Origin of the sequence: Algoriphagus marinus (genome assembly GCF_001936475.1) — a bacterium.
In the GTDB taxonomy this organism is placed as follows: Bacteria; Bacteroidota; Bacteroidia; order Cytophagales; family Cyclobacteriaceae; genus Algoriphagus; species Algoriphagus marinus.
Genome location: NZ_MSPQ01000006.1, coordinates 88,271 through 100,247 on the forward strand (window position 1 = coordinate 88,271; position 11,977 = coordinate 100,247).

Sequence of the window (11,977 nt, forward strand, 5' to 3'; positions counted from 1 at the left end):
TTTTTATCATAAAATTCGGATTTCTTCAGTTGTGGTTTCAAACTCTGTTCTATCCATCATTTTCAATTGAACCGTAAAGGTTTGCAGCTCACCAACCGCATCTGGAGGACTAACTAAAACCAGATTGAACTTATCAAAATTAAAACCTTCTCTAAAAATCAGATTGAATTCCTGAATTGAAAGCAATTCACCCAAAACTTCAACTCCAAAAATTCGATTGGCTAACCCCCCTGTCTGAATTAAACTGGAATAACTTGAATTACTAAAAATTGCTAACTCTTCAATTCCGATTCGCGACCCTAAATATCCAGGAGATGCGCAATCTAAAGCTAACAGAGTTCCATTTGGAGAATGAAAATGTCCTGCAACTCCTTTAAATTCAAAACTTATCCTATAGCTTATATTAGACCAGCTAGTTGGATTTGAAGTAGAAATAGGTTGTTGGTTTTGCTTATTAAGAGCAGAACTACCTAGTTCTATAATTTCAAAATATGGAAGAACTTGAGGACAATTTTCTTCGTAACATGAGAATATCACAGATGAGAAGAGTAATACCACCAAAAAAACTATTCCTTTTAAATTCATAGCCATAAAGTATTATTTTCACGATACGAAAACAAGATGGTTTGCTCAAGTACTCAATATAAATGAAATACACTTTTAATTTTTCCAAAGAAAGTAGTTGCGCTTTTTTCAAAAGTCTTACGATAGCCTGTTTTTCATTAACCATTCTATTTTCAGCAAATCTCTCTTTTTCACAATCAAAAGACTTTTTACTATTGAAAAGAGGTGCAAATCAAAAATCACAAATTCGATTTTATCCCGGAGAAGACATCACTTATAAAAGCGAAAAATTAGGATATTTCATTACTGATAGAATTGTCAGTTTGGATAAGGATTTTATTTATCTAACCGAAAATATCCTAAGAATAGACAATATTCAAGAAATTGATATTCGAAATAAAGATCCTCGAAATAGAACCTTGAGAAACTTAAATGCCTTGATATTGGGAGCTGGAGTGATTTTAATTAGCGTAGAATCAATCAACAGCATTTATCAGACTGAAAACTTTTCAATTGACAGAGGCGTTGGAGTTACCTCTGCGATTTTAATAGGGACGGGTTTAGCTTTGCTTCCAGTCCGATATAAAACATTCAAAAACGAAGGCCGAAATAAAATTCAAATCATTCAAATGCGAATGGATAATTGAATCAAAGTAGTAAAAACAGATTTTTTTTCGGACTTTTGCAGCTTAATTTTAACCTAGACAGATGACTTCAGAACAACTGAAAGACTTGAAAGCCCGCACATCGGCTTTGAGGAGGTATCTTTGACTACGATCGTAAGAAAGTAGAAATCGAAGACTTTGAGGCCATTTCGGCCCAGCCGGAATTTTGGAACGATCCAGAAGAGGCAGAAAAAACTATGAAACAGATTCAAGCCAGAAAGGCTTGGACAAGTTCTTATGAGAACTTGGATCAAATCATTCAGGATCTCGAAGTATTGTATGAATTCTACAGTGCAGATGAGGTTTCTGAGGAAGAGATCAAAGTGGAATTCAAAAAAGCACAAGCTGCTGTAGAAGAATTGGAACTCAAAAAAATGCTTTCATCTGAGGAAGATCAGTTGAATGCAGTTCTTGAGATTAATCCAGGTGCAGGCGGAACAGAAAGTAATGATTGGGCATCGATCCTCATGCGAATGTATATCATGTGGGGTGAGAAGAACGGTTATAAAGTCCGAGAAGTAGACGTGCAGCCAGGAGAAGTAGCAGGAATCAAATCCTGTACGCTAGAGTTCGAAGGTCCATTAGCTTATGGCTTCCTAAAGTCAGAAACTGGTGTACACAGACTGGTCAGAATTTCTCCTTTTGACTCTGGAGGAAGAAGGCATACTTCTTTTGCTTCTGTATATGCTTATCCTGAGGTTGATGATTCAATTGAAATTGAAATCAATCCAGCAGATGTTGAGCTTCATACTTCAAGATCTGGAGGTGCAGGTGGACAGAACGTAAACAAAGTAGAAACTAAGGTTCAGTTGACACACAAACCAACAGGAATAGTGGTAGTTTGTCAAATTGAGCGGTCTCAACTTGCCAACCGAGAAAAAGCGATGCAAATGTTGAAATCGCGTTTATATCAGATGGAGTTGGAAAAGCGAAATGCAGAAATAGCCAAAATCGAATCTTCCAAGCTGCGTGTGGACTTTGGTTCTCAGATCAGAAACTATGTCTTGCACCCTTATAAACTAGTCAAAGACAACCGGACTGGCTATGAGACATCTGATACCCAACATGTATTGGATGGCGGGCTTAATGAGTTTATGAAAGCGTATCTTCTCGCTCAAAGCGAAGAACAAGCAAATAAAGACTAACCAACGATTGAGGCCGGATATTTCTCCGGCCTTTTTTCTTACTTTCGAAGGCGATATGAGAATCCTCCCCTCCTTTTTTACGCTTAATTTTTTTTTACTCTGCTTGAGTTCATTTCTTTTTTTCTCATCCTTTAATATGATTATTCCTGAGCTGCCAAATTATCTCAGCAGCCTTGGGGGAGCGGAATATAAAGGGTTAATTATTGCGCTTTTCACCCTTTCAGCAGGATTATCAAGACCTTTCAGTGGTAAGCTTGCTGATAAAATAGGTCGAATTCCAGTAATGATTTTTGGAGCTTCAGTTTGTTTCGTTGTTAGTCTTCTCTATCCATTACTTACGTTTGTGAGCGGATTCTTATTTCTTCGCTTTGCCCATGGCTTTTCGGCAGGATTTACGCCGACGGGAGTATCCGCCTATGTTGCAGATATTGTCCCATTTCAAAAAAGAGGAGAAGCGATGGGGATACAATCTCTTTTTGGTTCTCTTGGAATGGCGGCTGGACCTGCTATTGGTGGCTGGATTGCTACCTATTGGCCAATTGATTTTCTTTTTTATGTGTCTGCCTTCACCGCTATATTTTCAATTCTGATACTGGTCCGACTTAAAGAAACTTTAGAAGAAAAGGAGCCTCTATCCTTAGGATTATTTCGATTAAAAAAAGATGAAATCATCGAAAAAAGAGTTCTTATTCCATCATTAATTCTGTTTCTGTCGGTCTTTTCTTTTGGAGTGGTACTGACTATTGTACCGGATTTTTCAGAGTTTTTGGGAATCAAAAACAAGGGACTTTTCTTCGCTGTATTTACACTCTCCTCTCTAGGCATTCGTCTTTTGGCAGGAAAAACTTCTGATCGCTATGGACGGGTTCCTGTGATGCGAGTAGCAAGTATCATCATGGTCTTGGCTATGGTTACTATCGCTTTTGCAGAGAGCAAACTTGCTCTAATGTTTTCGGGCGTATTATTTGGGTCTGCTGTAGGAATGTATAGCCCTACCACAGCCGCTTGGGTGATTGATTTATCTCTTGATAAATTCAGAGGAAGAGCCCTTGCTACGATGTATATATTTTTGGAAGCAGGTATCGGTGTAGGTGCGATAGTTTCTGGATTCCTTTATAATAACCAGTCAGAAAACTTTAGGCTTGTATTCCTTTTTAGTGGGGGAATGGCATTTCTAGCTTTCGTCGCTTTAATTTTTGTAAAGAGAGATCGAAAACAAGAAATGCCACTTGGTTAATAACCTAAGTAATTACTTACTCGCGGAATAGCTAAGATGGACTTCTGTCGACCATTGTAATAGGTTACCTTCTTCCCATCAAACAAAGCTCCTTCTTCGAGCATGATTCTCACATCCTTATTCCACTCTTTAACAAAAACTACTGCATTCAACTCAATGGCATATCCAGTCATTGCATGGAGAGAGAAATCTCCAGCTCCTTTAGTATCTCCTTGATTATCCCACATCCCTATAGTTGGCCCTGCAGAGTGCCCATAGAAGCCCAATGGATGTGTGTAAATACTACCTCTGATTCCTTCTGATTCCATCATCTTTCGAGTTTCCCGAAGTATCTCATTTCCAGTTCTTCCCGATACATAATTTTGAGTTAGCAAATCTTGCACCCGATTCCCTGCTTTGAAGGCTTCCTGAAGGTATTTAGGAACCTCTGTCTCTCCAGCTTTAAGTACATAAGCAAGTTCTTGAGTATCTGTATTTAACCTCAAGTAGGTAATCCCAAAATCGATATGAAGTAAATCTCCAGGTAGAATTACTGTCTCTGCAGCTTTTGTGGCAAAATTCCGATTTTGCTCATCATTTGCTGGATCAGCACGCTGAATATCTACCGAAGGATGAAACCAAGTATCTAATTTCATTTCTTTGATTTTTTCACGATACCACCAGACCACATCCTCAGTTGTCGTTACACCAGGGGTAATCACTCGTTCTGAAAGCCCCTCTTGAATGATGTAGTGCGCTATTTCTTGAATGTGCTTATAAGTCGCCATTTCTGACGTGGTCCTTGTTTCTAACCATCTCACCGCCAAGGTTTGGGCAGAAGTTACATTTCCTTTCAGATTAGCAGGAAGGTATTCCATAAATGTCTGGTATTCATTTTGAGTCAATCCATCTGCATGACCATAGTCCTTTGCATAGTTCAGAGCAATTTTCTTTGGGTTTTTCTCCGAAATCAGTTTCATCAATGCATCCCATTGATCAGGCTGTTCCTCTGGATTCCATGCCCTTTTAAAAGCTTTTCCTACATCATAGCGAGCTACTGCGTAGGTTTCAACTGCTGAATTTGGAGCAGGTTGGTACATCACAAGGATTGTTCTGCGACGGGCTGCCATCCATGTCGCTGGAAGCAATGTCCGAATCACAGGGTCTTCATTGTATTCTCTAGAGATTACAACCCACATATCAATTCCTGTTTCGGTCATTAATTGAGGAAGCAGATTTGTGATTCGTTCGTCCAACCAAGAATCAATCACTTCTGCTTGAGCTCGCTGACTCAAAACAGCTAAATCCTGGGCTTTAGCAGAAAGAAAAATAAATAGGAATAAGAAAGGGATTAGAGTTTGTTTCATTTTTTTAAAGGACTTATTTGATCTTGAATATAAAAGAAAACTGAGAAACTATGGGTCAGTATTTTACTTAAGGTTAGGAGCAAAAACAACCTTTGTTGATTCTCCAATCCTCTTTTTACTTAAGGCTTTAAATCTAAAGAAAAGAACCACCGCAGTAATACTGAGACCGATCAGTAGTCCATACCAAATCCCCTCTGCACCAAAACCCAGTTCAAAAGCTAAAAAATAACCAAGAGGGAGACCCAAAACCCAATATGCAATCAAGGTAATAATAGTTGGAAATTGCACATCCTCCATACCTCTCAAAACTCCAAGTCCCACTACTTGTACACCGTCGGAAAGCTGGAAAAATCCAGCGATAACCAACAATGAAGCAGAAATTGCTATTACCTCAGGATCATCGATATAAAAAGTAGGAAGGATATTTCGAAACCCTATAAAGATCACAGCTGCAGAAAACATAAAGACCAATACCATTCCGAAGACTACTAAGCCAGCCTCCTGCATTCCCTTAGGATTTCCTTTTCCGATCTGATTGCTCACGCGTATCATTCCTGCGGTACTCAAGCCCGCAGCCATCATGTAACTGATGGAGGCTAAGTTTAATGCGATCTGATGACCAGCCAATGCATTTACCCCTATCCATCCCATCATGATAGCTGCTGCGCTAAAAGCACTGACCTCAAAAATATATTGAAACCCTGTAGGTAACCCTATTTTCAAAATCCGATTGATCATGTAAAACCGAAGTTTCTTTATTCCCCATTGCAAGTTGAAAATCTTATATCTATTCGAACGATTTATGTACCAACCCATCATTAGTGGCATCAAAATCCTAGATATCAAAGTTGCAATTCCAGCTCCGTTTAATCCAAGTTCAGGAGCTCCAAGTTCACCATAAATCAAAACCCAATTCAAAAAGACATTTACTAGATTACAAAATATAGTGACATACATCGCTTGCTTGGTTTGGGAGAGACCTTCCGCAAATTGCTTAAAGGTCTGAAAAATCATAAAAGGAAATAGCGAAGCTGTGATGATGAATAAATACGGAATCGTCAGAGTGACGACTTCCTCTGGCTGATCCAGAAAATGGAGGCCTTGTGACAACATGAAAATTACTACTATCAAAATTATAGCTGTAACTATGTTAATCCACATTCCATGTTGAAATAGATGGGATATTCGTTTATTTTTCCCCTTCCCTTCGGCTATAGAAATCAAAGGGGTAATCCCCATTGAGACACCCAATCCAAACATTAACAAAACGAAAAAAATACTATTCCCCAATGAAGCTGCGGCCAAAGGAACTGCTCCAAGTCTTCCCACCATCATACTATCTGCCACGCCTACTGAAACTTGACCCAACTGGCTTAGTACAACTGGGAATGCAAGATTAAATGTGATTTTGAAATGTTCTTTTATAGTCATTTTAATATCCCAAAATCCTGGCGGCTTTAAATATACCCGCAAGGCTGATACCATCCGTAATCTCCCCTCTCATTGCCATGTCTAATACATCTTTGAATGGGAGTTTTTTGACTTGAAGAATCTCTGTATCCTCAAATTCTGTTTCTCCAAAGGTAAGTTCTTCCGCTAAGTAAACGATTCCCACCTCATCAGTTACAGAATTGGATGTATGTATTTTCAATAGCTCAGTCCACTTATTTGCGGTCAAGCCAGTCTCCTCTTTTAATTCCCGTTTTGCACTTTCTAAAAAATCTAACCCTATCAGACCTCCTCCCATAGGAATTTCCCATGAATATTCATTCAAAGAATATCGATATTGCCCTATTAGCCACGTATTCTCCTCCGAATCAATAGGAATTATCCCCATAGCTCGATTCTTAAAATGCACTGTTCCATAAATCCCATCATTACCTGCAGGATTTATTACCTCATGCTCTTCTACTTTGATCCACGGATTTTCATAGATCAACTTTGAAGTTTTCGTTTTCCAGGGGTTTTGTTCCATTTTTAATCAAAAAAAAAGGGCGACTTACGCCACCCTTTCTTTAATAATTTTCTAATTATGCGGGTATAGGCATTACTTTCGAATCCTTGAAAGTAGAAAGAATAACCATGGATTGCATGGAATCGACCTCTCTGATTTCAGAAACTTTTTCAAGCATCAATTTCTGATAGGCTGTAATATCCTTCGCTATGATTTTTAAAATAAAATCACCTGTACCTGTAATGTGATGACATTCAATTACCTCAGGAATTAAGTTGATTTCCTTCATAAAGGCATCAATATTCCCTTTGTTGTGTCCTATCAAGCTTACCAACACAAAAGTGCTCACACCTAGTCCGATTTTTTCAGGATCAAGTTTGGCATGATAGCTTTTTATTATTCCAGATTGCTCGAGTTTCTTGACACGCTCCAAGGTAGGAGCAGGAGACAAGCCAATGTCTTTTGACAATTGAGCATTTGTAATTTTCGCGTTCGCTTGCAGGATCTCTAGAATCCTCCGATCAATTTTATCGAATTTAATTCTTAAGCTATTATCCATGATCTCTTGCATTGACAAAATTTTATATTGTGCAAATTTAATATAATTGATGATTGTTTTAAACCATTCATCAGAATTTTAGAAACGAAATTCAAAATTTTCTAAACACTTATCGCGTTTTGGGCAAAGATTCCTTCTAATTTATCTTATAGTCTTAGAAAAATTCAAATATTCTCCTGTTGTAAGCTTTAAAAACGTCCAAAAAGGAATTAAAGTTTATTCTTTTTTAAATATTCCCGAGCAGCCACATGCGAAGGGTGTTTTCGCTTGGCATATTTCTTCACTTCTTTAAAGTAATTTTTTGCTTGTGATTTATTTCCTTCTTCCATAGCTATTATACCAAGCTGGACTAGTGAGTGAAGATAATATCCACTTTCCTGAGATTCTGATTCTTCTCCATAAGAGATCGTTTTCTGATAATACTTCTTTGCTTCTTTACTTTCCGCCGTTCGGTCATAATACTCTGCAATAAAAAAGGCTGCATATCGGCCGCTATTCGATTCATAGCCAGTTTGCTTAGCATCTATTCGGTCAAGGATCTCAAAAGACTGTTTGACAGACTCACTCCAGCGACCTACTGTATATAAATGTCTCGCATAGGACCGGTGGAAATATGGATTGTTGGGGAATTTGGTATGTAGGTATTCGGAGATTTGAAGTGCTTCGTAAGGTTTCTTTTCTTCAGAGGCATAAAGCCGAAATAGAAAATATTGTGCCTCAACCCTCGTATAAAAAGCATTTGTCGCTACTTCTTCCAATTGTTGAAGCCCTAATTGCTTATTTCCTTTTGGGAATAATGCCATGACTGGCTTCAATAGCGGATAATTCTCAGGAATCCAGACTGAGAAATAATTAAAAAGTGCATCCCCTAACAGCAACTCTGGATTAAATTCTGCCTCACCCCTACTTAATTCCATATACTTGAGTGCATTTCTTCCTGCCCAAGCAGCTTTTGTCCAACTTTTTCGCTCAGAATAAAGCCTTCCTTGAAACCCATACCCTGCTGCTAAAAAGAATGCTGCCTCCTTATTGGTTTTATCCTCATCATACATGAATTGGGCTTTTTCTATAGCCAAATCCAAATATTTCAAGAATGACTTATCATAAGTTTCTTTGGTAACATCAACTTCAATTCTCCACCAATAGCCCAAGGCAACCAAGAAATATGGAAGAGGATGCTCCGGATACTGATTTGCAATTACCGCAAAATCTCGCTCTGCAACCGGAAAATTGAAGTCATACATACTGTTAATAGACTTAGTAATCCGGTATTGCAGTCCCTTGTCAAGGAGTAAATACTTACTGGGTGGATTGATCATGGAATCCTGCAAGGCATTTTGTGCCTGGATTTCAGTTCTAATCCCCAACTGGGTAAATAAAATAATGACCAATACTACGATTGAACGCATTTTATAATCTTTAATTCAGGTTCAAAATTAGATTTAATCCCAAACAAAATTTTAGATTTGATTAAGATTCATCTTAAAATGGCAAAACCACTTTCTTCAGAAGGACAACGATTAAAAGAGTTAATTGATTTTGACAAAAGACTCTATTTTCTGATTTTAGTCCTTTTACTATTGGTTATCAGGTATCTTACCAACACTTTTATTCTCGAAGCCATTCCAAATTATCAGGAACTTGAAGCAAAAGGTGATTTTATGTTTTTCCATATTTTTTCTTTTGCGAACTACCTTTGGACGCCTTTTGGACTACTTTGGAAATTCACAGTCATTGCATTTCTCTTTTGGGTCGGGGGATTTATGGTAGGATTTAAAGTTCCTTATAAAGAACTCTGGCAATTTGCTCTAGTAGCCGAATTCGTTTTTGTATTTCCTGAACTTATTCGACTTCTGGTATACTTGGCACCAGATTCAGGAGTTTCATATTTAGAGATTCAAGAATATCGTCCGCTTTCACTTTTGCAATTATTAGGACCAGAAAACATTGATAAGCAATACAGGTATGCTTTGGCAAGCATCAATATATTCGAGGTGATTTACGGTATTGTCTGGGTGTATGGTTTTCATATGATTAGCCGAAGGTCCATAGGAGAATCGGCACTTGTCACACTAGTGAGTTATTTCTTTCCTCTTGCCATTTGGTTGACATGGTATGTGATGGTCTATAGAGGCTAAGTTCAGGCAGATTTAGATTTTGCACTGCATTTCTTAGAGCAATATTTGACGCTTTCCCAGTTCTTCTCCCATTTTTTTCTCCAGGAAAATGGACGATTACAAACCGTACAAATTTTACTTGGGAGGTTTTGCTTTTTTACATTTTTCATGACCAGCGTTTGGAGTTTGTGTGCTTTGCTAAAATTCGTTTTGCTTCCTTCAATACTTCCGGGTCTTTCTGGGCTGCCCATATTGATTCCCTGGCTAATGCTCCCTCCTGCTCTATAGAAACAATGGGTTTAGGATAATCTAAACCAATTTTTACTCCAAACAGCTCCTGTTCCATTTGCGATAGTTCCCATGGCTTGTGGATTAAATTTGAAGGAATTTCAGCAAGTTCAGGAAGCCATTTTTTTATAAAGACTCCATCTGGATCATGATCTTGAGATTGCTTGATAGGATTATAGATTCGAACGGTATTTATTCCTGTCACACCAGCCTGCATCTGAAGCTGCGGATAATGGATTCCAGGTTCGAAATCTAAAAACATCCGAGCTAAATGATTTGATCCATCTTTCCAATATTGCCTCAAATGATGCGTAAGAAACGAAACCAGCATAGCTCTCATTCTGAAATTTAGATACCCAGTCTGAATAAGACATCGCATACAAGCGTCCACGATCGGAATACCGGTATTTCCATTTTCCCAAGCTTCAATCAATATTGGATTGACTTTAGATTTGAATTTTTCAAATCCTCGATTAATAGAGCCAAATTCCATGCTGCATTCCATTTCGAATTTTTGGATGAAATGACAATGCCAATGAAGCCTAGATTGAAAATTGGCAATCGCTTGAAGGTTTTTTCCTTTTTTTGCTTCTGCTTCGGAGTGTTGAAAAACTTGTCTAATTGAAAGGCAACCCCATGCTAAATATGGAGAAAGACGACTACAACTTCTTCTGCTTAATTCTGGCTTGCTAATATGTCTACTGTAGTTTTTTACTCTTTCCTTAAAAAAACTTTCTAGGTATTTTCTTCCATTTGAAGTACCTCCAGGCTGCATTAGTTGATTAGGGTTTCCTAAAGACCCCATAAATGGGGCAGCATCAAATTCTGATTCAATAGATTTTTCTATTTGAATAAAAGAAGCCGAAGAAATATCTGGATTCTGAATTTTACTTTTGACATGAGCAAACCAGTGATTATTCCATCTCTCCCTATTGATTCTACCTCGCTCCACTCCCTGTTGGGCATATTCAAACCAGGGAATACATTTCTCTTTCAAAAAAGTGGAGACTAATTTGTCACGCTTGTAAGTGATTTTAATTCCGGTCTCTTGATGAGAATAAACAGCCCGAATGTCATACTTTTCAGTGAGACGCTCAATGATCTTGGGGACTTCTCCAAATAGAATAGTCACTTTTCCTCCAAAAAGAAAAAGTGTTTTATTCATGTCCTGAATACTTTGCAAAACAAATCGCCAATGCCTATTGTCACTTTGAGGCGCAGCGATCAGACTTGGTTCAAAAACAAAAAGCAAAAGAATAGGAAGGCCAGACTTAATTGCCTCCGAAAGAGGCTCGTGATCTTCCCACCTCAAGTCCCTTTTTAGCCAAACTAATGAGATTTTTTGCACGATCTATAAACTTTAGATCCCGATCAAAGTTTTGACTTTATGAAAATACTTAAAGAATTATCGATTGAAGAAATAGATCGGATCGTAGAAATGGCTTGGGAAGACAGAACGCCTTTCGACGCGATTGAGGTGCAATTTGGAATCAATGAGTCTCAAGTAATTCAACTCATGCGCAAAAACATGAAAGAGAGTTCATTCAAAATGTGGAGAGCACGAGTTCAGGGTAGGAAAACGAAACATAGACGAAAAAGTCCTGATGATATGGATACTTTTAAATCCCGAATGCAACGTGGCATTGCTCTGAATAAAATTTCTAAACGATAAAAAAAAGCGGACTAATTTGCCCGCTTTTGCTATAGATTTTACTAATTATTAGACTGTTTCAAAAGGCCAGCTCATTATTCCGCCTTTAAGATTTTTTACATTTTCAAAACCTAAGTCACCCATTATTTCACAGGCTTGTCCGCTTCTATTTCCACTTCGACAATAAACCAAATAAGTTTTATCCTTAGGTAAATTCTTCACTTGGTTGGAGAATGAGCTCGACATAATATCGATGTTTCTCGCACCTCTTATTTTTCCTCCAGCAAATTCTCCGGCAGATCTCACATCAATAATTACAGCATTGGGCTGAATCATCAAATCATGAAATTCACCTGAAGGAATATCTTGATAGTTCTTTGGGGTTGTTTTGAAGAAATTTAACATGGCTTTTGATTTTTATTTTTACAAAGTTAATTTGATAAAAGCCATT

The 11,977-nt window shown here is 37.9% G+C and carries 14 protein-coding genes; 5 read left to right on the top strand and 9 right to left on the bottom strand.

Annotated elements, in window-relative coordinates; translation table 11 throughout:
* Positions 1 to 6: 6 nt before the first annotated feature.
* Positions 7 to 585, bottom strand: a complete 579-nt coding sequence (locus tag BVC88_RS10905; RefSeq protein WP_139316557.1) for a hypothetical protein — start codon at positions 583 to 585, stop codon at positions 7 to 9.
* Between the two features lie 62 nt (positions 586 to 647).
* Between BVC88_RS10905 and BVC88_RS10910 the strand changes: the two genes are divergently transcribed.
* The 3 genes from BVC88_RS10910 (at position 648) to BVC88_RS10920 (ending at position 3,611) form a co-directional block, all read left to right on the top strand.
* Positions 648 to 1,211, top strand: coding sequence for a hypothetical protein (locus BVC88_RS10910; RefSeq protein ID WP_083639074.1), 564 nt, complete (start codon positions 648 to 650; stop codon positions 1,209 to 1,211).
* 61 nt (positions 1,212 to 1,272) lie between these two features.
* Positions 1,273 to 2,374 (top strand): peptide chain release factor 2 gene (prfB, locus tag BVC88_RS10915; protein WP_139316558.1). Its coding sequence is split into 2 segments (ribosomal slippage): positions 1,273 to 1,332 and positions 1,334 to 2,374, totalling 1,101 coding nucleotides; the frame shifts between segments, so codons are not numbered across the junction.
* Between the two features lie 55 nt (positions 2,375 to 2,429).
* Positions 2,430 to 3,611 (top strand): MFS transporter, encoded by a 1,182-nt coding sequence (locus BVC88_RS10920; RefSeq protein WP_075350726.1) that lies wholly within the window; start codon positions 2,430 to 2,432, stop codon positions 3,609 to 3,611.
* Here BVC88_RS10920 and BVC88_RS10925 read toward each other — a convergent pair.
* From BVC88_RS10925 to BVC88_RS10945, 5 genes are all read right to left on the bottom strand, one after another.
* Entirely contained in the window at positions 3,608 to 4,957 is a 1,350-nt protein-coding gene (locus BVC88_RS10925) for a M24 family metallopeptidase (protein ID WP_075350727.1), read from the bottom strand. The genes BVC88_RS10920 and BVC88_RS10925 overlap by 4 nt on opposite strands.
* A 63-nt stretch (positions 4,958 to 5,020) precedes the next feature.
* A complete protein-coding gene (locus BVC88_RS10930) occupies positions 5,021 to 6,388 on the bottom strand; it encodes an MATE family efflux transporter (RefSeq protein ID WP_075350728.1) in 1,368 nt (455 codons plus the stop codon).
* Position 6,389: 1 nt separating this feature from the next.
* Positions 6,390 to 6,932 (bottom strand): NUDIX domain-containing protein, encoded by a 543-nt coding sequence (locus BVC88_RS10935; protein ID WP_075350729.1) that lies wholly within the window; start codon positions 6,930 to 6,932, stop codon positions 6,390 to 6,392.
* A gap of 55 nt (positions 6,933 to 6,987) precedes the next feature.
* Positions 6,988 to 7,470: an Lrp/AsnC family transcriptional regulator gene (locus tag BVC88_RS10940; RefSeq protein WP_075350942.1), complete on the bottom strand. Its 483-nt coding sequence runs from the start codon at positions 7,468 to 7,470 to the stop codon at positions 6,988 to 6,990.
* A gap of 209 nt (positions 7,471 to 7,679) precedes the next feature.
* A complete protein-coding gene (locus BVC88_RS10945) occupies positions 7,680 to 8,879 on the bottom strand; it encodes a tetratricopeptide repeat protein (protein WP_075350730.1) in 1,200 nt (399 codons plus the stop codon).
* Positions 8,880 to 8,957: 78 nt separating this feature from the next.
* Between BVC88_RS10945 and BVC88_RS10950 the strand changes: the two genes are divergently transcribed.
* Positions 8,958 to 9,608: a sulfate ABC transporter permease gene (locus tag BVC88_RS10950; protein ID WP_075350731.1), complete on the top strand. Its 651-nt coding sequence runs from the start codon at positions 8,958 to 8,960 to the stop codon at positions 9,606 to 9,608.
* A 2-nt stretch (positions 9,609 to 9,610) separates the two neighbouring features.
* On the opposite strand, the gene BVC88_RS21755 is transcribed toward BVC88_RS10950, so the two are convergent.
* Together BVC88_RS21755 and BVC88_RS10960 are read right to left on the bottom strand one after the other, a co-directional pair.
* Positions 9,611 to 9,838 carry a DUF2256 domain-containing protein gene (locus BVC88_RS21755; RefSeq protein WP_394332878.1) on the bottom strand — a complete coding sequence of 76 codons (228 nt, stop codon included), beginning with the start codon at positions 9,836 to 9,838 and terminating at the stop codon, positions 9,611 to 9,613.
* The gene (locus BVC88_RS10960; protein WP_075350733.1) at positions 9,754 to 11,223 is read right to left on the bottom strand and encodes a cryptochrome/deoxyribodipyrimidine photo-lyase family protein; all 1,470 of its coding nucleotides are present in this window, start codon (positions 11,221 to 11,223) and stop codon (positions 9,754 to 9,756) included. Before BVC88_RS10960 ends, BVC88_RS21755 begins: the two co-directional genes overlap by 85 nt.
* Before the next feature lie 39 nt (positions 11,224 to 11,262).
* Here BVC88_RS10960 and BVC88_RS10965 point away from each other — a divergent pair, with 39 nt between their 5' ends.
* Positions 11,263 to 11,547 carry a TIGR03643 family protein gene (locus BVC88_RS10965; protein WP_075350734.1) on the top strand — a complete coding sequence of 95 codons (285 nt, stop codon included), beginning with the start codon at positions 11,263 to 11,265 and terminating at the stop codon, positions 11,545 to 11,547.
* A 48-nt stretch (positions 11,548 to 11,595) separates the two neighbouring features.
* Here the strand turns inward: BVC88_RS10965 and BVC88_RS10970 are convergent, their stop codons facing one another.
* Positions 11,596 to 11,931, bottom strand: a complete 336-nt coding sequence (locus BVC88_RS10970) for a rhodanese-like domain-containing protein (protein ID WP_075350735.1) — start codon at positions 11,929 to 11,931, stop codon at positions 11,596 to 11,598.
* Positions 11,932 to 11,977: the final 46 nt, after the last annotated feature.